19 protein-coding genes and 1 pseudogene are annotated in these 20,780 nt (G+C 59.7%); 8 read left to right on the top strand and 12 right to left on the bottom strand.

All coding sequences use genetic code 11. From position 1 onward, the window contains the following. Positions 1-129: 129 nt before the first annotated feature. The 9 genes from DFS13_RS38700 to ligD all read right to left on the bottom strand — a co-directional run bounded on the left by DFS13_RS38700 (position 130) and on the right by ligD (position 5,306). Complete coding sequence (locus tag DFS13_RS38700; RefSeq protein ID WP_027813533.1) at positions 130-360, bottom strand: hypothetical protein; 231 nt, start codon at positions 358-360, stop codon at positions 130-132. Positions 361-370: 10 nt separating this feature from the next. Beyond that, the gene (locus tag DFS13_RS38695) at positions 371-1,456 is read right to left on the bottom strand and encodes a hypothetical protein (RefSeq protein WP_027813532.1); all 1,086 of its coding nucleotides are present in this window, start codon (positions 1,454-1,456) and stop codon (positions 371-373) included. 44 nt (positions 1,457-1,500) lie between these two features. Further along, positions 1,501-1,806, bottom strand: coding sequence for a hypothetical protein (locus DFS13_RS38690; protein ID WP_027813531.1), 306 nt, complete (start codon positions 1,804-1,806; stop codon positions 1,501-1,503). Between the two features lie 20 nt (positions 1,807-1,826). After that, the gene (locus DFS13_RS38685; protein ID WP_027813530.1) at positions 1,827-2,480 is read right to left on the bottom strand and encodes a helix-turn-helix domain-containing protein; all 654 of its coding nucleotides are present in this window, start codon (positions 2,478-2,480) and stop codon (positions 1,827-1,829) included. Positions 2,481-2,667: 187 nt separating this feature from the next. Then, on the bottom strand, positions 2,668-2,868 hold the full coding sequence (locus DFS13_RS38680; protein WP_034176085.1) for a hypothetical protein: 201 nt from the start codon (positions 2,866-2,868) through the stop codon (positions 2,668-2,670). A 48-nt stretch (positions 2,869-2,916) separates the two neighbouring features. After that, positions 2,917-3,276: a hypothetical protein gene (locus DFS13_RS38675; RefSeq protein ID WP_223274427.1), complete on the bottom strand. Its 360-nt coding sequence runs from the start codon at positions 3,274-3,276 to the stop codon at positions 2,917-2,919. A 299-nt stretch (positions 3,277-3,575) separates the two neighbouring features. After that, positions 3,576-3,986, bottom strand: coding sequence for a type II toxin-antitoxin system VapC family toxin (locus tag DFS13_RS38670; RefSeq protein WP_027813527.1), 411 nt, complete (start codon positions 3,984-3,986; stop codon positions 3,576-3,578). Beyond that, the gene (locus DFS13_RS38665) at positions 3,983-4,225 is read right to left on the bottom strand and encodes an antitoxin (protein ID WP_027813526.1); all 243 of its coding nucleotides are present in this window, start codon (positions 4,223-4,225) and stop codon (positions 3,983-3,985) included. The genes DFS13_RS38670 and DFS13_RS38665 overlap by 4 nt, the downstream gene beginning before the upstream one ends. Positions 4,226-4,319: 94 nt before the next feature. Beyond that, a complete protein-coding gene (gene ligD, locus DFS13_RS38660) occupies positions 4,320-5,306 on the bottom strand; it encodes a non-homologous end-joining DNA ligase (RefSeq protein ID WP_223274426.1) in 987 nt (328 codons plus the stop codon). Positions 5,307-5,771: 465 nt separating this feature from the next. Between ligD and DFS13_RS38655 the strand changes: the two genes are divergently transcribed. The 3 genes from DFS13_RS38655 (at position 5,772) to trfA (ending at position 9,008) form a co-directional block, all read left to right on the top strand. Then, positions 5,772-6,443 carry an AAA family ATPase gene (locus tag DFS13_RS38655; RefSeq protein ID WP_027813524.1) on the top strand — a complete coding sequence of 224 codons (672 nt, stop codon included), beginning with the start codon at positions 5,772-5,774 and terminating at the stop codon, positions 6,441-6,443. Beyond that, entirely contained in the window at positions 6,443-7,408 is a 966-nt protein-coding gene (locus DFS13_RS38650) for a ParB/RepB/Spo0J family partition protein (RefSeq protein WP_027813523.1), read from the top strand. Before DFS13_RS38655 ends, DFS13_RS38650 begins: the two co-directional genes overlap by 1 nt. Positions 7,409-8,150: 742 nt before the next feature. Next, the gene (gene trfA, locus DFS13_RS38645) at positions 8,151-9,008 is read left to right on the top strand and encodes a plasmid replication initiator TrfA (RefSeq protein ID WP_027813522.1); all 858 of its coding nucleotides are present in this window, start codon (positions 8,151-8,153) and stop codon (positions 9,006-9,008) included. Positions 9,009-9,396: 388 nt separating this feature from the next. Here the strand turns inward: trfA and DFS13_RS38640 are convergent, their stop codons facing one another. After that, a complete protein-coding gene (locus DFS13_RS38640) occupies positions 9,397-10,281 on the bottom strand; it encodes a LysR family transcriptional regulator (protein ID WP_027813521.1) in 885 nt (294 codons plus the stop codon). A gap of 90 nt (positions 10,282-10,371) precedes the next feature. Between DFS13_RS38640 and DFS13_RS38635 the strand changes: the two genes are divergently transcribed. Together DFS13_RS38635 and DFS13_RS38630 are read left to right on the top strand one after the other, a co-directional pair. Continuing rightward, on the top strand, positions 10,372-11,280 hold the full coding sequence (locus tag DFS13_RS38635) for an NAD-dependent epimerase/dehydratase family protein (protein ID WP_027813520.1): 909 nt from the start codon (positions 10,372-10,374) through the stop codon (positions 11,278-11,280). A gap of 20 nt (positions 11,281-11,300) precedes the next feature. Next, positions 11,301-12,041 carry an SDR family NAD(P)-dependent oxidoreductase gene (locus DFS13_RS38630; protein WP_027813519.1) on the top strand — a complete coding sequence of 247 codons (741 nt, stop codon included), beginning with the start codon at positions 11,301-11,303 and terminating at the stop codon, positions 12,039-12,041. Between the two features lie 65 nt (positions 12,042-12,106). Here DFS13_RS38630 and DFS13_RS38625 read toward each other — a convergent pair. Continuing rightward, positions 12,107-12,923 (bottom strand): annotated as a pseudogene (locus DFS13_RS38625) (OB-fold nucleic acid binding domain-containing protein); the annotation flags it as partial. Positions 12,924-13,191: 268 nt separating this feature from the next. Here DFS13_RS38625 and DFS13_RS41275 point away from each other — a divergent pair. The 3 genes from DFS13_RS41275 to DFS13_RS40095 all read left to right on the top strand — a co-directional run bounded on the left by DFS13_RS41275 (position 13,192) and on the right by DFS13_RS40095 (position 19,987). Next, positions 13,192-13,443 carry an RHS repeat domain-containing protein gene (locus tag DFS13_RS41275; RefSeq protein WP_077187308.1) on the top strand — a complete coding sequence of 84 codons (252 nt, stop codon included), beginning with the start codon at positions 13,192-13,194 and terminating at the stop codon, positions 13,441-13,443. A 325-nt stretch (positions 13,444-13,768) separates the two neighbouring features. Next, entirely contained in the window at positions 13,769-19,552 is a 5,784-nt protein-coding gene (locus DFS13_RS38615; RefSeq protein WP_223274425.1) for an RHS repeat-associated core domain-containing protein, read from the top strand. A gap of 42 nt (positions 19,553-19,594) precedes the next feature. Then, positions 19,595-19,987 carry a hypothetical protein gene (locus tag DFS13_RS40095; RefSeq protein WP_143277549.1) on the top strand — a complete coding sequence of 131 codons (393 nt, stop codon included), beginning with the start codon at positions 19,595-19,597 and terminating at the stop codon, positions 19,985-19,987. 113 nt (positions 19,988-20,100) lie between these two features. On the opposite strand, the gene DFS13_RS38610 is transcribed toward DFS13_RS40095, so the two are convergent. Then, positions 20,101-20,780, bottom strand: a 680-nt coding sequence (locus DFS13_RS38610; RefSeq protein WP_375669688.1) for an OB-fold nucleic acid binding domain-containing protein, incomplete at its 5' end; no start/stop codon positions are given.

Below are 20,780 nucleotides of genomic sequence, written 5' to 3'. Positions count from 1 at the left end.
TCTTCATCGTCGTGGGTCCGTTCCGTGAGCTGTCTTCTAAACGTCCTCGGCTACGTCTGCGATGACCGCCGAGCCGAATAAATCAGCGTTTCCCTTAGCAGCGTCGAGCGTGATCGTCATCGCGTTTTCCTATTCCGTTTCTTGACGCGCAAGTCGGATCTTCGCGGCCGCATCGAGCAGCTGCTGCGCGAGCGCTTCCGACTCGTCCGCCGTGGCGAGGATCCGGAAGTGGTGTTCGCTGTCGAGCTGGCCCACGACATCGAGTTCGATCACTTGATGGTCCTCCCACGCGAACACGCGTGCCCTGGCGTGGACCGACGCGTCGCCGCGGCCTTTGGTGTAGCGGGCGGTTGTTTTCATCAAGGCTCCGTCAAAACCCGTACTGATCGTCGCCCCAGCGACGCAGCACCTGGTAATCATGTTCGGGCAGCACGATCAGCCCCGCCTCGGCCGCCTCGAGCACGCGCTCCATCTGCCCGCTCAGGATCAGGTTGCCGTGCAGACCGTAGAAATACCAGGCGAAGCGATGGCCGATGCGCTCGTCGAACTGCATCAGCTTCCCGTACAGGCTGTACACGTCCAGCTTCGCGGTGTTCTTCAGCGCCGCGATCTTGCGCGTGTGAGTCCAGCGCGGTATGAAGTCCATCTCCCGGCCGATACGTGGATCGGTGTTGTCCTGGGTGATGAAAACCCACCGCTGACAAATGCGCTCGCCCGCCTGGCCGGCGCTTGACGCAGCCCAGTCGTCGAAGAAGCGGCGGCCGCGCCATTGTTGGTTGTCGTAGCCCGGCGTGAGCTCGCGCACACTGACCACCCGCGATTCGCCCGTGTCGAGGTTCCGCTCGACCAACTGCCGATCGCCGTCGCGCTGCCGGCGCTCGTTATAAGTCGTCTCGGCGAGCGCCGCAAAGTGCTTCATGTCGATCACCGCCTCGAGCCGATAGCGCGGCGAGCCGAGCGTGCGCCGCTCGAACCGTTCGACCGGCATGTCGTGCCAGCCGGAGCGCAATTCATGCACATCCGGCGAGCGCCACGGCGTGCTGCGCGGAAACACCTCGCGCTCGACGAATTCCTGTTCTTCCCAGATTTCGAGCTGCACGAAATTGTCCTGGTCACCGCCGCGGTCGAATACGAAGTAGTGCAACAGCGGCTGGACGTCGACCAGTAGATAGCCGGAATCCCGGTGCGCGAGCAACACGTCCTCCACCGAGCCGCCGTGCACGTCGAGCTGGCCGTCGATCCACGCGTGATAGTCGGCTGCGATCTCGCGGCCGTCGGCATCGATCACGCGGGCGGGCCGTTCAGAGAACTCGTCGCGTGTGACCGCGTAGCGCGCGCCGCGATAGTCGGTGCGGGTCGCAAACGTCGTCAGCAGCGCGGCGTGCTTCGACGTGACCGGGGTCGCCGCGACGATCGTCGCGAGCACGTCGGTCTGCAGTTCGTATTCCTTGCGCATCGCAGGGTTCCTATTAGACATGGGTTTGAATACGAGTCAGGCCATCAGCCGGACGAGCGCATCCCTGGCACTTCGGACTGCATCTGCCGCGGCGGGATGTTGAGCGATGCGATGTCCAGGCAGATCAGCACGGCGAGTCGCTTGCAATCGGCCAAATAGGCCGCCTCATCTGCCCCGTGGAAGTCTCTGGCGAGCACCTTCCACATCGACAACACGCCAAGCGCCGCGCGCCATGCGCTCGCCGCGCGGCTCCGGTCATTCGCCACACGATGTGCTTCGGCGATCGCAAGGTACTCGACCATCTCCTGCTCGGCACGCGCGGTGATTCGTTCGTAGGTCAGTTTTGACATGACGGGATCTCCTGATCGTTTCAGCGCCTCGGCGCGCGCTGCTCGAGGTGGATCACGTTCGACCGCGCGAAGGTCACGCGCTCGCCGATGAAGAAGCCGCGGTATTCCTCCCCGGCGCCGGCAGCACCGACGAACTCGGTGACGATCGCGCCGTAGCTGTCCTCGTCGACCAAGCCGTCGTGCACCCGATCCAGGCACACCGTCGCGCGCAGTAGCGGGCCGTCGACCGGCTGTAGCTCAACCACGTCGCCGCGCTCGATCGTCCTGCGCTTGACGTCGCGGTCAGGATTCCAGTCCCGCTCGAAGTCCTCGTGGCGCTCAAAATCGCTCGGATAGCGATAGCCCCACGACCGGCGCAGCAGCAACCACGCGGCGATCGGCATCGGCGCCTGGCCGGCCTCCCAGCGCTGGACCTGGCGCTCCTTCACGCCGAGCAGCGCGGCCGCCTGCGCCTGGGTGCGCCGGCCGCGCTGCCGCATCGCCCTGATCTCGTCGGGCGTCGGCCCGCCGTCGTACGGCGCGACTTCGAGCGTCACACCGCCGTCCCACTCCAGCGTGACCGGCTCGTAGCACTTCGCGCAGGTGGCGGCCGCGCCGTCGTAGCTGTCGTCCGGGTGATGGACCTCGCCGCGTTGGCCGCAGGCTCGGCAGCGATACACGTACAGCACGGACATGATGCCTCCTGAACAGAACCCGTCTTAAAGACGTATAAACCAGCATAGCACGTCTTAAAGACGTGTCAAGCCACTTTGATAAACCGCCCTTTCGGGTATTCGTGCATTAAACGCAATGCCGATAAGGGGAGTTATCGGCATTGACGGCACGCCATAAAAACCCGGCCGCAGCCGGGTTCGGCGTCGTTCAGGACCGCAGGATCAGGTACGCGGCCATGAACGGCAGGTTCGCCGCGGCGATCGCCGCCAGCGGGTGAACCAGCCCGTAGCTGGCCGGCCACAGCGCCGACAGCCCGCGGTCAACGGCCGCCAGCGCGATCAGCGCCCCTCCGGCCGCTACGCCCCTGCCCCACCCGCTTTCCTCGAACTGCCATGCTGTCACGTTCATTGCCGAGATCCTCTGCATTCACCCGGTGGATTCCATCGTGCCGGCCACTCACGCAGCGGGCTCACCGTCCGGCAGTTCGGGATCCGGCAGGAACGACACCTGGCCGGGCGGGATGACAAAGCTCGGCAACCAGTCGTCCAGGGCCGTACACACGCGCTCGTAGGCCGCGTCGAGCCCGGAACCCTCCGGTGCGTTCGGCGCGTCCGGAAACAGGCGCCGGCCGGTCTCGATCATGTCGTCGCAGGGGAAGCCGTACCGCCCCTTCTGCAGCATGGTCCACAGCGCGTCGTAGCGCTCGGCCTCGAGGGACATCAGGCCGACCGACATCGCATCCGCGATCCGGAATTTCATGTAGCCGATGCACCACTCGAGGAACATCTGCTGGACAGCCGTCATCGGCGTTGTCACTTCGCCATCTCCTTCGCCACGCCCACGTATCGCAGAACGGCGATCGGCATACCTGGTTCGCCCGGCGGTCGGCCGGCGCTCAGTGCTCGCCCCGGGACGCGTAGACCGTGCACACAATGCACGCGGCGAACGTTACTCCCGCCGGTACGCTCCAGCCGAGCGCGAGGCACCCGACAGTCAATGAAAAGGCAAAAACCGCCGCACCGCCGAATCCGTTCATCCCCGCTCCTATTCTGTTCTCAGGCGCGCTGTCGTGCGTCGGTGGCGCCCATCGTACCGCCGGCGGCCGCCACGCCGCGTTACGTCGCCGGCCGCAGCCAGTTTTCGACCGGCAGCCCCGCGATACGGGTGAATTCAGCCGTGTTGTCCGTGACCAGCACGGCGTCGACGGCCAGCGCATGCGCGGCGATCAGCATGTCGTTGGCGTCGATCAACTGGCCTTGCTTCTCGAGCTCGGCCCGCAACCGCCCGTAGCAGCGGTCCGCGTCCGGTTGCAGCGGCAACACGGTCAGGCTTGCGAGCAGCTGCTCGACGCGCTGCGCGAGCGTTGACGAGCCACGCTTCCAGACGCCGAACCGCAATTCCGCGGCCACGATGATCGAGGTGCACACTTGTTCGGGCGGCGTTTCTCCAATCCGGGTGGCGCATGCGCCGCGCGGGTCGCGGATCACGTTCGACAAAATGTTGGTATCGAGCAGGTACAGCGTCATTCGATATCGACCGGTTCAGGCGGAAGGTCCTCGATGTCCGGGAAGATCTCGTCCAGCGGGGTCCATTGGGCGAACAGCTCGCGCAAGGGCGCGGCCTCTACGGGCTCAATGATCAAGCGGCGACCTTCCCGGTGGATGGTGACCTCCGACACCGGCAGTTCGAATTCGCGCGGGATCCGCACGGCCTGGCTCCGCCCGTTGCGGAACAGGCGCGCGTGGCGGGTGTCATGGTTTGGCATCGGGGTAGCTCCAATTCAAACAGAATGGCATATGCCACAGCATATACAAACCGACGCGAGTTCGCAACGCGCTCAGCGCACCGATTGATCGGTCTTACTGCTTGGAGGGCAATCTCTTGCTGCTGTGGGGGCGTTTCGGCGCGCGCGGGTCTTCGCGAGTCACGCTCCGTGCAGGCTTGTCGGCGCGCCGCCCACGAAACGACGGATGACGCAACTGTCCGGTCGGCGTCCACTCGAGAAACGCTACTTCGGCAACGAGTTCCGGCTTCAGCCAGTGGAACTCGCGATCGGCTTCGGGTTCCGGCGCGCGGACGAACGGCGAGCGCTTGCGGCCTAAGGATGCAAGGCGGTCTTCGAATTCCCGTGCCTGGCGGGGCGCGAAGCGCGGCGCGACGTGCCCGACGTACCGCAGTTGTCCGCCCTCCTCGTACACGCCGAGCAGAACCGCTCGCACGCCCCCGGCGGCGCCCTTACGGCGCGAAAATCCCCCAATGACGAACTCCTGGCGTTTACTGCATTTGAGTTTGATCCAGCGGTCCGTTCTTCCCGAGCGATACGGCGCGTCCACCCGCTTGCCCATGATTCCCTCTAGACCAAGGGCACACGCCGAGGCCAGCATGGCGTCGGGGTCGGCATCGACCGCCTCAGAGAAGCGCACCTCGTTGCCGAGAATATCGGCAACGAGCTTCGTTAGCGTGGCTCGGCGTTCACGCCACCTCCACGGCCGGAGATCATTGTTGTTAAGCCACATCAGGTCGAAGACGACAAGCGAAATCCCTGCAGTTCGACGTCTATCAAACGCATTCTGCAGGCCGTTGAAGTTTGGCCGCCCTTCTGTATCGAACCAGACGGCCTCCGCGTCAAGCCACGCACGGTCGACCGGCAATCGTTCAAGGACGGACCTCAGGTGCGGTAGTCGGGCGGTCCAGTCGTGGCCGTTCCTAGTGAAGATTCGAACGTCACCAGCGTCGATACGCGCGAGCATCCGGTAGCCGTCGAATTTGATCTCATATCCCCACTCTCCCGACGTTGGAGGTTCTGCAGCAAGCACGGCCAGCGACGGCTCGATGAATTCCGGCATGCGTTCATTTTTGGCTACTGGCGTCCGGGCACGGATGCCGAGCTCACTTGTCCACCGCCCCATATGCCCTCCTCGCTTTGCAGGTATGCGGGCAATCTATATGCCTGTTGCATGGGGCGCCTGACTAGGCCAGGCCGATCTTGGCTCGAGCCAAGATCGAGCCGTCCAGAGGGTGAATGAACTGTTCTGGATCGGCGGGAATCGTAGCCACCCCAATCTCAGTGAGTTGCTTCCGCGAATCTTGGCTCGAGCCAAAACTATTTAAAAGTGTGGTTCATGGCGAATCATCCAACATGGGATCTCCGATCTTGGCTCGGGCCAAGTCGGTAGCATTTTCGCTCCGAATCGTTGTTACTTGACCACATTTTGTAAAGATCACAAAAAAATATAGTTATTTGATTGACTTATTTTGACTGAGGAATAAAACTCCGAGCGTTGAAACAAACACTTTCCAGTGGAGGTGAAATGGTCATCACGATTGGGGCGGAAAAAGGAGGTGTTGCTAAAACGCGGTTAGCAACGCACATAGCAGCCCTGGCTGCCGCGGAAGACGTGGATGTCGTTCTTCTGGATACTGATAAACAGGGCTCTGCGATGAGTTGGTCGCGAATCCGAAATGAGGAGGGCGTTACACCAGCCATTCCAGTGCTCGCTCTCCCGGCTAATCCGGCCCGGGAACTCGCAAACCTCGCCAACAAGTACACCCTCGTCGTGGTGGACATCGGCGCGCAGAACTATCGGACGATGCTTGAATGTGCACTGTTATCCGATCTCGTGCTGGTCCCTTGTGGGCCAGATCAACAAGAAGTGGAGTCGACCTTGAATGTCTTCGCGACCCTTAAAGAAATGGGGCCGCGGCATGAAAGCGGTGAGATCCCCGCGTACGTTGTGCTCACTCGGGTGTCGCCGGTTGAAGGATCGAAGGCGACTGCGGAATTGCGGGCATATTTGAAAAGCGAAGACATTCGACTTTTCGAATCACAGATTCCGCAGAGAGAAGCTTGGCGTGCGACGGGCAAGACTGGCCGGGCCGTTCATGAGCTGAAGGGCCGTGATCGATCGAAGAAGGCGATCGACGAGATGGAGGCGGTCTATCGGGAAATCATCGAACGGATCAACGGTACGGAGGTCAAGTAATGGCTACTTTTAAGAAAAAATCAGTAGCGGTCGAGCGAGTCGCGGCGGTGGAGGATGCCGCTTCGTTGGCTCCCATTGTGGGCGATCCCCGCATGGCGCCGCCGGTGGCAACTATCTCGCAGCTTCGGGGAGGCGAAGTTGGCTCGAGCCAAGAGCCTACCAGATATGAGATCGGGCAAACGTATGAAGTTCCGATTGGCAAAATTAAATCAAATTCTGTCAATCCGAGAGCCATCTATACAGCTTCTGCTGTATCAGAGATGGCGGAGTCGCTAGCGGCGCGGGGGCAAGGCCAGTCGGCGAGTGCGTATGTCGATGAAGTGGGGGACATCGTGCTCATTGACGGAGAGAGGCGCCTTCGCGGGGCTCGAACGGCCGGGCTCCCGACGTTGCGGGTGGAGATTCGTCCGAAACCAGCGAGTGAGCGGGAACTGTATGAAGAAGCACGCGCTGCCAACGTGGAGCGTAAGGATCAAAGCCCGCTCGATGACGCGCTCAAATGGAAAGAGCTGCTTTCGCGGAAGATTTATCCGACACAAGTGGCTCTGGCCAAAGCGCTCAATCTCGGGGAAGACCATGTGAGTCGGACTCTGTCGCTCGCTCAATTGCCGAGCAAGATCGTTCAAGCCGCCGCCGAGTATCCGGAACTTCTCTCTCTCAAAATGCTGAACGCAATTCGAGAGTTCTGGGAAGTGAAAGGGGAAGAAGAGACCCTCGAATTGATCTTCGATGCTGCTAAGACCGGGATCGGGTACCGCGATGTCGCCGCTCGCAGAAAGGCTGCGGCAAAAGGGACGGTTAAGCGGCCGCGGTCTACGCGCGAGCAACTGTCCTTCCGTGGAGCGAAGGGGGAGTTCAAGTCGTTCGAGGAAGATGGCCGGATCGAGTTGAAGCTGAAGGGTTTGGCGCCGGACGTCGCGGCAGAGATCACCGAAAAGATCTTGGCTCTCTTTCCGAAGGAATAGCGCGACTGTTAGACCGTGAAGGGAGTTGGGGTCGATATCGGGGTGTCCCCTGGATGACGCTGGAGAACATTGCTCACGTGACCGAGCAAAAACGACTATCGGTTATGCAGCGATGGAAGCCAGCGTCGCCTAGTCGTTTGGACTCGTCTCTGGAGCGATGGAGGGTGACGTTCTTCCAGCGATGCTCTATATGCGGCGGGCATCTGCGTGAGAGTGTGTACTCACCTTGTAGCGCTGCCGCTTGACGGTATTGTCTCGTTCTTCCAGCGATGCTGATAGGGCGGGGGTCGTCTCTCCAGCGATGGTCGAGAGGACTACTTTCTCCAGCATTGTCGTTCTTCCAGCGATGGTTTGCCGCTCCGACGCGACTCTGTTGGCGCGGAGGTATCGTGCTTACAACGATGGATCGGTCGATTAGAAAAAGATTAAAAGAAGATTAGGCTCTGTGGACAACAGAGGTAGGCGATTGATTACAAAGGTGTTTTTTGTAAGGCTCGCTCGCTGGAAGAACGATAGTGCCATCGCTGGCGATACGAGTGGTGCCTCGCTGGAGGCACGATTGACCTCGTTGCAGGCACGATAGGGGCTTCACGCTGGAGGAACGAGGAACATCGCTGCAGTGACGAATGCACCGTGATACCTCGCTGGAGGCACGATAGTCCCGTAGTTTTTTTGTTGAACCATCGCTGGAGAGACGAGACAAGGGTCTTGATGGCGAAATTCACGTACTTATACTTCTCGCATGGCAAATTCCATCGTCGACCAGGTGAAAGCGATCGCAGCCCGCGCTAGCAGCGCGGGTGTGGAAACGCAATCCCATCCGACACAGATTCCACTGTGGCCGGCGAACGTTCGTGGGATGCCAAACGCGCTCGCGCGCTCGGCACTGTTCAACGTGAACAAATCGAATGCGCCGCGTAGCCGAATGGAGAAGGCGCTGATCGCTAGCGTTGATGGCGTCGAAATTTCGTTTAGCGGGGAAGAGCTTAGACAGGACGACGCGGACGTCTTTCTTGAAGTGCTTCACCTGGCCCGTGATACTCAGCTGAACGAGAAGGTGGAATTCACAGGCTACAGCGTGTTGAAGTCGCTTGGCTGGGGCACGTCGGTAAAGTGTTACGACAGGCTCGTGACAACGCTGGAGCGGTTGCAAGCGGGGCAAGTTAAGGTTCGCTTCACGGGCAACAAAAAGGGGTTTGTCGGGTCGTTGATCCGTAAATTCCTGTGGAAGGAAGGCACCGAGACGGGAACTGACGGCAAGACGCGGTGGGTGGCGTACGTCGAACCGGAAATCGTCGCGCTTTTCTCTGACGACGACTACACGCGGCTGGCGCGTGAGCAGCGTCAGCGGCTGCGATATGAGTTGTCAAAATGGTTGCATACGTACTACCACACCCATGCAGTGCCTTTCGCGCATTCCGTACGTTTCCTTCATCGTCAATGCGGTTCGCAGACGAAAGAGTTGTTCCACTTTCGCGCGAACTTGAAGAAGGCGCTCGACGAACTCGTGAAAGAGGGCTTCTTGGTCAGCTGGACGATTGACAAGAACGACCTGGTGCATGTCGTGCGTGCGTCGTCGCGTGGCGCGATTGCGGCCTGAAAATGAGGCGGTGTTCGCCGGCCAACGACGCGCCTTGTAGTTTGGTGATGATCGACTAGCAAAACTCCCGCGACGTCGTCGGCAGGGCACCGAGCAATTCGGTCCTGTCGACGAGCTTGCTAGCGATCGGGTGACACACTTTCCCTTCGGCGTGCCAAACGCCGTACACGGCCAGCAACGCGGCGCCGAGCGCCTCCTTCCGAAACTTCTCCAGCAGTCCGGAAGAGGGTCACGTTGACCTGGCCCGCCTCGTCCTCGAGCGTCATGAAGAGCACGCCGTTCGCCGTGCCCGGCCGCTGCCGTACCGTTACCAGTCCGTACGCACGCGCTGCCCGCTGCCCAGCGTTGCCAGCTGCTCGCTCGACTGCAGGGGTGTACCGAAATATGGTCAGGTTGGCGCGAAGCGTTCCAGCAACCATCTGCCAGCAGGGCCGGGCAAGCGATCAGTGAGATAGGTTGCCTGGAAAGGCATTAAACCTGCCGAAGGCCCTTCCAATACGATACGCACCAAGCGTCCTTCCTTCAGGTCTTCTTTGATAAGCCAGAGCGGCATGTGCCCCCATCCGAGTCCCGCGCGCAAGAAAGCGTGCTTCGCGCCGAGATCGGCGAGCCGCCAAATATTCTTTCCCTGCACTCCGAAGTCGACGCCGTGAGTCAGGGTAGAGCGGTCGGTGAGGACGAGTTGTGTTTCATTCAACAACTCCCGGAACACGATAGCGCCCCGTTTACCGGCTAGGGGCGATCCTGGGGCCACTACCGTGACCATTTCCTCGCTGAACAGCCGCTCGGCAGCAAGTCCAGGGGGAAGGAACGGCAGCGTCCCGGTTATACCGAGACTGCACTGACCATTGAGCACAAGTTCCGCCACCCGACCCAACGCCTCGACATGGAGCCTGAGCGGCGTGGACGGGAAGCGTTGCTTAAAGCTGCTCAAAGCATCGGTCAGGCATTGCTGCGGAAACATGACATCGACGACGATGGAGAGTTCGGGCTCTAGGCCGGCGGAGAAGCTTCGGGCCTTGGCCTTCAGGGCGTCGGCATCCAGCACGACGCGGCGCGCATCCACCAGCAGGTTCTCTCCGTGTGCCGTCAAGCGGGGGTAGCGGCCGACGCGTTCGAACAAGGTGACGCCGAGCTGCGCTTCCAAATTGGCAATGGTCTGGCTCACTACCGATTGCGCGCGGCTGATCGCTCGGCCCGCCGCCGAAAAACTGCCCTCGTCTGCTGCAGCGACGAAGGTACGCAAGTGATCGAGGGAAACACCGTCCAGCAATGTATCTTTTCCGTAGATGGTTTGTATCGAATAATATAGGCTTCTCAGGTGGATGGATAGACCCTACGCTGCATGGCAAAGGAGTCTTCCATGTCACAGAATATTTTTGTCATTGGCGCCTCAGGATTTGTGGGAAGCACCCTTGCAAGACATTTCGTTGCGCAAGGGCAAGAGGTGTCAGGGCTCGCGCGTTCCAGCCACGCAGAATCTGCTCTGCGGGCCGTCGGCGTCCAGCCCGTGCACGGAGATCTCGACACCGATCTCGCACCGGTACTGGCTGCAGCTTGCTCGGCTAACGTCATTGTCTATGCCGCCCAGGTCGCTTTTGAGCGCGAGCCGGCTGTTATCCGGAGGCTATGCGACGCGCTTGCCGGCAGCGCGAAGACTTTGATCTTTCTTTCAGGAAGCGGTGTCTTCATGCAGCGAACGGGCGGTGCGTGGAGCCCGGACAGCTTCGCGGAGGATGATTCCTTCGTGCCGGAGCCTTTGGCACTTCTCAGGGTCGAGGCGGAAGAAATCGTCCGCGCTGCCGCTCGGCGTGAGTTGCGCAGCATGGTGATCCGGCCACCGCTAATCTGGGGCCCGGGGGACAACGGCCCGGTAGCCCAAGTGTATCGCTCGGTCGCGCTCACAGGGGCGGCCTGCTACATCGGGTCCGGGCTTGCCGCCTATTCCAACGTGCACGGCGACGACCTGGCACGCCTGTTCTCACTGGCCATCGAACGCGGGCAACCCGGCGCGCTGTACCACGCTGCTGCCGGCGAAATTGCTTACGGATGGATTGCCGAAGCCGTGGCGCGTGACCTGGGCGTCAAGACGCGCAGCCTGTCGATGGACGAGGCCGTCAAAGTATTCGGCCCCTTCGGCGCACTGATTCACTCGGCGTGTAGCCGCTCACGCGATCCGCGAACTCGGGGTGAGCTGGGCTGGAAGCCTACCCGACTCGACCTTCTTTCCGAAATCGGTGAGCCGCGCCTGCGGGCGCTCGCGATTTCTTAACCCAACCAAGGAGCACATTCATGAAGACACATGACAACAAGATCGCCATCATCACTGGCGGCAAGCAGGGCATCGGTCGCGGCATCGCTAATCTTCTCGCACAACGCGGTGCTCAGGTGGTGATTGTTAATCGCGAGAAGGCCGACGAAGCCGCCATGGCGATCGGCCATGACGCCATTGCCATTGCAGCCGACGTGACGAGCGAAGACGGCTGGGCCGCAGTCGCCAGCCAAGTCGAACAGGCATTCGGGCGGGTCGACATCCTTGTCCATGCCGCAGGCATTTATCCCCTGGCGACACTCGACCAGATGACGCCTGCCGAATGGCGCCGCGTGATGGCGGTGAACCTCGATGCGCATGTGCTCGGCGCCCGTGCCATCGTGCCGCTAATGCGCAAGGCGGGCCGCGGTGCGATCGTCACGATCGGATCGGATGCTGTCGGCATGGTGACCCCGCCCGGTATGGGTTTCTCGCACTATTACGCATCCAAACTGGGCGCGATCGGCTTGGTACGTGCGCTCGCCAACGAACTGGCGGCCGACAACATTATCGTCAATGCGGTGCATCCCGGCATCACTGACACCGAAGGTGCCAGCGGCATGCCGAACGAGCAGAAGGCGCAAGTCTACATGCAGCAGGCCATCAAGCGACTCGGTACACCCGCTGACATCGCCGGCCCGGTGGCTTTCCTCACCAGTGACGATGCCCGCTTTGTCACGGGTCAGACGCTAGTGGTCGATGGTGGCTGGATGAGGCTATGACGGAAGAGGGGGAGCGGCCGGAAGAATACCGGATCGATTCTCGGTAGGGGCCACAGAGAGAGATCTCAACAAAATTCCCGCGATGTGGTCGGTAGGGCGCCGAGCAACTCAGTCCTGTCGACGAGCTTGCTCGCGATCAGGTGCCGCACTTTCCCCTCGGCCTGCCTAACACCGTAGACCGCGAGCAACGCGGCGCCGAGCGCCTCCTTCCGAAACTTCTCCAGCAGTCCAGGCCACAGGATCACGTTGACCTGGCCCGTCTCGTCTTCGAGCGTCAAGAACAGCACGCCGTTCGCCGTGCCCGGCCGCTGCCGTACCGTGACCACTCCGCACGCGCGCGCGAGCTGCCCGCTGCGCAGCGTTGCGAGCTGCTCGGCAGACTGCAGGTGATCCAGCGCGAGGCGATCGCGCAGCTGCGCCAGCGGGTGCCGGCCGAGCGTGAAGCCCATCGCGCGATAGTCCGTCACGATCTCGTGACCCTCCGATGCCCGAGGCAATGCCGGCACCGCGTCGTCACATTCGGTGCCGCGCAGCAGATCTCGATCAGGCACGGCGGGGGCAGCCAGCCAGAGCGCGTCGCGTCGGTTATCGCCGGCGAGCGAGCGAAGTGCGTTCGCACCCGCGAGCACCTGCAGGTCGTGCCGATCGAGCTGCGCACGGCGCGCGAGGTCCGCGACGTCGACGAACGGGCGCGCTGCGCGTGCGAGCTCGATGCGGCCGGCGACGTCCTCGCGCATGCCGCGCAACAGCGAGAAGCCGAGACGCACGGGCGCCGACGTTGTCGGCCCTTCGATCGCCGAATCCAATGTGCTCCCGTCGATGTCGACACGGGAGCACCGCAGCGCCGCGGTGTCTTGCGTCCTGCGGTAGCTGCGAGGATATGCGAGAACCAATCGAACGGCGTGGGCCCCAGAGTACCGAACCCGAGCACGCGGCGCACGGCTCTAGACTAGGTACTGGACGAAGCCTCCGTTTGTTTGGGCGTATACCCTAGGTATCGGGGAACGAAATGCTTTGATATGTTTATTTCAAAATGTTTCAGAAAAGAAATTCTGAGAGCCGAAGTGCAAAACAGGCGTAGGGAAAGTTCCACTTTCTTGCCTTAAGCGCGTTGCGACAAACGATTACAACGGATGCACCCGGGGGCAATATGCGTCGTCCGAAATTCGAGCTTGGCGTTCGCCATGGCGAACGAGTCATGCACCGTTTCATTCGAGGGACTATAGCCCTGGCGTTAGTGGTTGTCAGTGCTATCGCAACGTCCGGCTCCATCACCTATACGTACGACCCGCTGGGCCGGTTGACAAAGGCCGTTTTCAATAACGGCTCCACTACCACAACGGTTACCTACAACTACGACGCAGCGGGAAACCGAACGTCCGTCTCCACCACATCCCCATAGCGAGGTAAGCAGTCACAGCACATAGCACGCAACAACAGCTCATCTAATTTCGTAGTTCGAAGTATTTAGAATCCTATCGGGGGATGTAATGCCCACGTTTCCGCGCGTCGATTTCCGGCAGTCAGTGCGTGTCTTCCTTCTGAGTGCCCTGATGGCTCTCGGATCTCACACTCTTGCTAGCCCTATTCAATCCGCCTTGCCACCAACCGCCAAAAAGGTGCCAGCGGATTGGATGTTGGGTGCACAGCCGACTGCACCGAAGTCTTCGAAGCACTACGTTGGAAAGGAGCCACCTCCCTCTGGCGTCGGGCAGCCGGTGACCTTCGTGAGCGGGAAGCCTGCGATTGCGTATTCTCCGGAGGATATTTCGGCACTCGCTAATGCGCAGGGGCCGGGGAGAAATGCAGTCAATATGTTTCCGATCTCCGGTAAAGAGTGGGAGCAATCCCGCTCGCGAGTCGTCCTCCCGCCGAACGTCAATCAAGGCGCAGCGGTCAATACGAAAACCGTTGCACCGTCCACGCGCAGCGCACGTGCCAACGTCATGAGTGCGGGCGGCAACGGAAGTCCTCAAGGGCCGGCATCGATTGCCGAACTTGCTCGCGCACTCAACTATAACCCGGACGTCATCTATCAATACGTTCGCAACAACGTCGAGGTGTATCCGGTATACGGTACTCAGAAGGGCTCATTTGGCGCCGTGCTGGACAATCAGGGGACCGTCTATGATCAAGCGATGTTGATGGTCGATCTCCTCCGAGCATCCGGCTATACAGCGAGCTTCACGACAGGGGTGATCAAGTACACGGCAGCACAATTCAACACGCTTTACGGCGTCGATACATCAAATGTTTGTGGAATCCTGAAGCTGCTAGGCGACGGCGGATTTCCAATCTATGGGGCGACGGCAGTGAGTCCCGGGCAGTGTCCTGGTAACACATCTGCACTGGTTGACGTGTCAGTGGGGCACGTCTGGGTAAAGACGGTCATCAACGGTACGACCTACTATTTCGATCCGAGCTACAAAACTCATTCATTCAAGACCGGCATCAATCTCGCCAGTTCGAGCACGACAGGCTACGACGCACCGACGTTCCTGAATTCGGCGAAGAGCGGAGCGACGATCACCGCGGACTATGCACAGAACATCAATCGCACGAACATTCGAAACAACCTGACGACCTACGCCAATAACCTCGCGACGTATTTGCGATCGAACATGCCAGCGGCTACGGTCGACGATGTGGTTGGCGGCAAATCAATCGATCTGATCTACGGGGCGATTCCGCACTACACATCGCCACCGCTGCAAAACACGGTCTATGCGCTTCAGGATCAGACGGATGTTCCGATATCCATGAAGCCGACTTTGCGGATCCAATATCAGGGGATCGATCAGACCTACTCGTCGGATGCGATCTACGGTCATCGGCTAACCATCACGTACAACTCTACTAATCAGCCGATCCTCACCCTCGACGGTTCTGCAGTGGGAAGTCCTGGCACGGCCCCTCCTTCTGGTGCGTCCACGATCCTCACCCTTACAGCGACGCACAACGCATATGCTACGACAGCTGCAAACCTGACCATCAATCAAACGATTGTCGCGAAACCCGGAAACGTGTTCACGATTGCGAATGCGTGGGGACCGACCGGTCGTGGCCTGCCGAACTATTATCAAACCGCGCTCGGCAACCTTCGAGCGGCGGGCGCGGCCGACACATCGGAGGCGGTGGGGGGAACCACTTTGGCTGTTGTCGCCGCACATTGGCTTGGCCAAACATCTCGGATGCAGTCCCTAAGCGAGCGCTTGTCCAACACCACGTTCCTGGTTCATCACGATATCGGTGTTGCAGGTTATACCGGTGCGTCCTCCTACGTGGACCTGCCCGGCGGCACATTTTCAGTGGCGAGCGTCTCTGGTGACTCGAATAGCGAGACCATGGCCTTTTTCCTACAGGGGATGCACTCGAGCATTTTGGAATCGACTGTTGTGCAACAGATCAGTTCTGTTTCAGCGGCGTCTACGGTGAAGTTGATCGATACGGCTGCGGCGGCCGGGCAGCCGATCTACAACGCAACATCGGCAAACTATGCTACCGCCGTTCAACCGAATTTGGTGAATTGCAGCGCTTACTACGGCACCTTCAGTTCTTACCTGTCTAGCGGGTTCAGCCTGGTTTTGCCGCAACACTGTGATCTGACTGAGAACAGCTGGACGGGTGCTGGCTACTACGTGCAGAGCCCCGTATTTCTGGGTGCGTTGATCACGGGGAACCTCGCCGGAGGATACATGACCCTGGGTCAGTTTCTCTCCACCCTTTCCCCGTTGGCGCAGGTCGCGTCGCCGTTTCCGCCTTCGATGTACAACCTTCCGGTGACCGTCCTAAGCGATGGCAGCTTCCGATTTGCGCCGTCTCTCCAAGGTGGGACGTCTCTCCAAGGCGAGCCATTCAATTTCGTTGCCGACCCCATCGGCCTGGCGGCCGGGAATTTTACGTACAGCCGCGATGACCTATCGTCAGGTGTGGGCCTCTTTCCGCAGCGCCTCACCTTCAGCCGCATATATAGTTCGAGCGCCAAGAATCAGGACAGTGTGCTTGGGAAGGGCTGGGCTCACAACTTCAGCGTGACCGCAAAGGTAAATTCCGACGGTTATCAGGGAATGGGGGAAGATTCAGCGCTCGATGCGGTAGCCGCGTTGGTCGAGATGAAGGCGTCGTCGGATCTGCTTACTGATGCGTCACACCCGATTGAAAAATTGGTCATTGCGACTTTGGGGCAACGGTGGTTCGGCGATCAGCTGATCAACAATACCGTGATCGTCACACAAGGTCTGAATGGCGAGGTGTTCGTGAAGTTGCCGGACGGTAGTTTCAACCCACCCCCGGGGAATTCTTCGAAGCTGATACTGAACGGGGATGGCACTTACACGTACGACACCGTTCACCATAACTCGATGCACTTCAATTCGTCGGGGAACATCGATACCTACAAAGACGCCAACGGCACGCAGGTCAACTACAGCTACACCGGAAGCAACTTGACCAGCGTCAGCAACGGCTTCTGGCGCACACTAAATTTCAGCTATACGAACGGACGGATTAGCCAGGTCTCTGACGGCGCTCGAACGGTTCAATATGGCTACGACGCGAATGGCAATCTGACGACCTTCACCGACACGTTGTCGAAGAGCACGACATACGGCTATGGGTTGCCCGGTCAGATAACGCAAATCTTTTATCCGAGCTTCCCGTCCACCGCCGGCGTGACGAACGTCTATGACAGCCTTGGACGAGTCCAAACGCAGACGAACGCGCGAGGCAAGACATACAGCTACTATTTCGCTGGATCGCGAGCTCTTGAATCTGCGCCGGGTGGTATCACGAGGCTCAGCTATCTCGATGTGCTCGGGAATGTGTTGCAGCAAGCGGATCCGCTGTTCAACGTCACCCAATTCGCTTACGACGGACAGGGGCGGCTGATTACCAAGACTTTGCCTCAGGGGAATGGCTTCTCGTACACGTACGACGATGCATCCTGTGCGAGCTCGGAGAAACGCTGCACGCAGAACGTGAAGTCGATCACGCAGTTCGCACCATCCGGCTCAGGTCTCGCACCGCTCACTCGAAGCTTCACCTATGAGAGTGCCTACAACAAGGTTGCAACTGAAACCGATGCGCGAGGCAATGCCACGACGTACACCTATGCGCCCTGGGGCGACATCGCGACCGTTACCTCGCCGGTTGACGCGAGCGGGGTAGCGCCATGGACAGCCTATGATTACTATTCCTGGACACCGACGGGCTTCCCGACGATGTATCTCTTGTGGAAGACGACGGTCAAGACGAGCGCATCGAATTCCACTGCGACGACGCGGACCTATGATTGGGCGCACCACGAAGTGCCCGCGACCACGACAGTCGACGCCGGCACGGGAACACTGAATCTCACGACCACGTACACCTATGACGACATCGGCAACCTGACCGTGGTGGACGGGCCGCGTACTGACGTGACCGATACGGTGACGACTAGCTACGACAGCGAACGGCGCCCGACCGTGGTCACGGATGCGCTGGGGAAGCAAACTCAGACCACCTATGATGCGGACGGCCGGCCAATTGCTGTCGCCCGGCAGATCGGCGCTCAATGGTTGACAAACTGCTCGCGGTACAGTGCGACAGGAAAAGTTATCCGGGCATGGGGCCCTTCGCTGACTGCATCGGCGACGACTTGCCCAACAGAGGCAGCACCAGTGCCGATCACCGACACGGCATATGACGATCTCGATCGGCCATATCAGCAAACGCAGTATCTTGCCGCTGCAGACGGGGGGAACAGAGTGACGACGACGGTGTACAACGTCGACGATTCGATCAACACCATCCAGAAAGCGACAGGCACGGCGCAGCAACAGAACTATGTGCAATACACCTATACGCCGAACGGTAAACTCAATTCGAGCGCTGATGCGAAGAACAATCTGACCGTCTATGCATACAATGGTTTCGACCGTCTGACGAACCGATACTACCCGCTGGCCAACACACCAGGCTCGGCGAACAGCAATGATTACGACGGCTATACCTACGATCCGAACGGGAACGTGGTTACCATCCGCAGACGTAGCGGGGGCACGATCACCCAGACCTGGGATAACCTGAACCGCCTGACCGCACGTACCTATCCGAGCAGCGCTAACAATGTTCAGTTCGGTTATGACCTGCGCGGACTACGCACCGCGTCGCAGTACGCGAACGGCAGTTACGCGGTGTCCTATGCTTGGGACAACGCAGGTCGATTGCTCAACACGACGGCGGGGGGAAGAACGCTCAATTTCCAGTACGATGCCGCAGGAAATCGGACCCAGACGACGTGGCCGGATGGGTTCAATACGACTACCAGCTACGATGCGTTGAATCGGCCGAGTGTGATCAAGGAGAACGGAAGCACAGCACTCGCAACGTACACCTATGACGACCTGAGCCGGGCTACCACCCTCACGTTCGCGAATGGAACGTCGATTCAACGCGGGTACGACAATCAAGGTGGGCTAGCAACGCTGACGAATGCGTTGACTGCGCCGGGCGACCAGGTGCAGTTCGTATACGCACGTAATCAAATTCTGGATGTAACCAGCGTCACACCGAGCAACCTCGCGTACCAGTGGAGCGGTGGAACGACCGGTAGCCAGAGTTATACCGCGGATGGCCTGAATCGTTACACGACGGCTGCTGGCGGTTCTGTCGGGTACGACAACAACGGAAACGTGGCTAGCTACAGCGGTTGGTCGTATGGTTACGATCTCGACAATCGCCTCGTATCTGGTACTACTGGATTGTTCTCAACAGTGAGTCTTGCGTACGACGCAGAAGGTCGCCTGCGCCAGACTGTTGAACCGAACGGTCTTGGCAGTCTCACGACGAACATGCTGTACGACGACACGAAACTCGTCGCCGAATACGATTCGTCGGGCAATATCCTCCGGCGCTATGTTCATGGTTCCGGTGCAGACAATCCGCTCGTTTGGTACGAAGGATCAGGGACCACGAACAAGAATTGGTTCTACACGGATCAACTGGGGAGCGTCGTCGCGACGGCGAATACATCGGGGGCCAAAACGGCAATCTATACCTACGGTCCGTTTGGTGAGCCGAACGCAACGAGTGGCACGCGGTTCCGCTACACGGGGCAGCAACTGATCGGTTCGCTCGGACTGTACTATTATAAAGCGAGGTTCTATTCACCGGGGCTGGGACGATTCTTCCAGACCGACCCTGTTGGCAGTCGCGATGATCAAAACCTGTATGCATATGTCGGAAACAACCCGGTCAATCGGTCCGACCCGGACGGATTGACTGGCACGATCGTAGGTACGGATTCGTTTCAACTTGCGGGTAGTTATATATGGGGGCACGGCGACAGACACGTAAGCGATCCGGATGCCGCGCGCGCAGAGATCGGCGCCCATCTTCCTCCAATAGGGGATGTGGGTGGCCCATTTTGGGGCGTCACACCGAACTATATTTATCGCGTCTTTCCGTTACCGTCTGGTGATGTAAATATTGGAACGTACTTTTATCGGCCATCTGGGATTCCGTATTAAACACTTAAATTTCTATGTGGGACGGGCATTGGGAGTTTGCGAATGAATATTTCTCAGTTTCGAGAGCTGAGTCAATTGGAAGTCGCCCTCTTGCGCAGGATGGCGACCTGTGGGGTGCCGAATGGCGATATCTTAATGGCACAGATATTAGCTGCACGCGCAAGTCCAATTGATGAAGAGGGATCGCTCCGCCTCGTGACAAGCAGTGATAAAAAATACGGTGACGCGACCGGACCTCTGATAACGGCTGTCCAAGAGGATGTCGACACAGTGCGAAATTATGGGCCATATATTAATTTCGTATTGATATTGAAAAATGGATTTATCGACGAGCTGGAGGTTTATAAGGATGACGGGGGAAAAATTGCCGCTGACTTCAATCCTGATGGCTTGTCGATCACATGGGGTGGCCCGAAAGATTCGCGAGTCTTTTAGGTTCGGTGTGCAATATCGCGGTGAAGCTTGCGCTAAGCTAGGGGGTGCCCTCACGATTTGGCACAGCGCATACAAGACGCCGCTTTAGTATCGTCATGGAGAACGCGTAAGCGTTAGCAAAACTCCCTTGACGTCGTTGGCAGTGCACCGAGCAACTCGCTCCTGTCGACGAGATTGCTGGCGATCAGATGCCGCACGTTCCCTTCGGCCTGCCACACGCCGTAGACCGCGAGCAACGCGGCGCCGAGCGCCTCCTTCCGAAATTTCTCCAGCAGACCGGGCCAGAGGATCACGTTGACCTGGCCGGTCTCGTCCTCGAGCGTCATGAACAGCACGCCGTTCGCCGTGCCCGGCCGCTGCCGCACCGTGACCAATCCGCACGCGCGCGCGAGCTGGCCGCTGCGCAACGTCGCCAGTTGCTCTGCCGACTGCAGGTGATCCAGCGCGAGGCGATCGCGCAGCAGCGCCAGCGGATGCCGGCCGAGCGTGAAGCCCATCGCTCGATAGTCCGTCACGATCTCGTGACCCTCCGATGCCCGAGGCAATGCCGGCGCCGCGTCGTCACATTCGGTGCCGCGCAGCAGATCTCGATCAGGCACGGCAGCGGCAGCCAGCCAGAGCGCGTCGCGTCGGTTATCGCCGGCGAGCGAGCGAAGTGCGTTCGCACCTGCGAGCACCTGCAGGTCGTGCCGATCAAGCGTAAGCGGCTCGGCGCGACCAGTTCCATATTCGCGCGCGCATGGGGCATGATGTGAGAGCTTGGGGAGTTCCGTGAGGATCACGTGAGATCGTG

The sequence above is a fragment of the Burkholderia sp. 28_3 genome (genome assembly GCF_003253915.1).
Lineage (GTDB): Bacteria > Pseudomonadota > Gammaproteobacteria > Burkholderiales > Burkholderiaceae > Burkholderia > Burkholderia cenocepacia.
The sequence above is the reverse complement of the archived record's forward strand: the minus strand, read 5'-3'. Positions and strand labels throughout refer to the sequence as shown.

Excerpts from the sequence above, each read along its gene's own strand:
- DFS13_RS38700 (WP_027813533.1), bottom strand. The coding sequence starts at position 360 with ATGAAAACAACCGCCCGCTACACCAAAGGCCGCGGCGACGCGTCGGTC.
- DFS13_RS38695 (WP_027813532.1), bottom strand. The coding sequence starts at position 1,456 with ATGCGCAAGGAATACGAACTGCAGACCGACGTGCTCGCGACGATCGTC.
- DFS13_RS38690 (WP_027813531.1), bottom strand. The coding sequence starts at position 1,806 with ATGTCAAAACTGACCTACGAACGAATCACCGCGCGTGCCGAGCAGGAG.
- DFS13_RS38685 (WP_027813530.1), bottom strand. The coding sequence starts at position 2,480 with ATGTCCGTGCTGTACGTGTATCGCTGCCGAGCCTGCGGCCAACGCGGC.
- DFS13_RS38680 (WP_034176085.1), bottom strand. The coding sequence starts at position 2,868 with ATGAACGTGACAGCATGGCAGTTCGAGGAAAGCGGGTGGGGCAGGGGC.
- DFS13_RS38670 (WP_027813527.1), bottom strand. The coding sequence starts at position 3,986 with ATGACGCTGTACCTGCTCGATACCAACATTTTGTCGAACGTGATCCGC.
- DFS13_RS38665 (WP_027813526.1), bottom strand. The coding sequence starts at position 4,225 with ATGCCAAACCATGACACCCGCCACGCGCGCCTGTTCCGCAACGGGCGG.
- ligD (WP_223274426.1), bottom strand. The coding sequence starts at position 5,306 with ATGCCGGAATTCATCGAGCCGTCGCTGGCCGTGCTTGCTGCAGAACCT.
- DFS13_RS38655 (WP_027813524.1), top strand. The coding sequence starts at position 5,772 with ATGGTCATCACGATTGGGGCGGAAAAAGGAGGTGTTGCTAAAACGCGG.
- DFS13_RS38650 (WP_027813523.1), top strand. The coding sequence starts at position 6,443 with ATGGCTACTTTTAAGAAAAAATCAGTAGCGGTCGAGCGAGTCGCGGCG.
- trfA (WP_027813522.1), top strand. The coding sequence starts at position 8,151 with ATGGCAAATTCCATCGTCGACCAGGTGAAAGCGATCGCAGCCCGCGCT.
- DFS13_RS38635 (WP_027813520.1), top strand. The coding sequence starts at position 10,372 with ATGTCACAGAATATTTTTGTCATTGGCGCCTCAGGATTTGTGGGAAGC.
- DFS13_RS38630 (WP_027813519.1), top strand. The coding sequence starts at position 11,301 with ATGAAGACACATGACAACAAGATCGCCATCATCACTGGCGGCAAGCAG.
- DFS13_RS41275 (WP_077187308.1), top strand. The coding sequence starts at position 13,192 with ATGCGTCGTCCGAAATTCGAGCTTGGCGTTCGCCATGGCGAACGAGTC.
- DFS13_RS40095 (WP_143277549.1), top strand. The coding sequence starts at position 19,595 with ATGAATATTTCTCAGTTTCGAGAGCTGAGTCAATTGGAAGTCGCCCTC.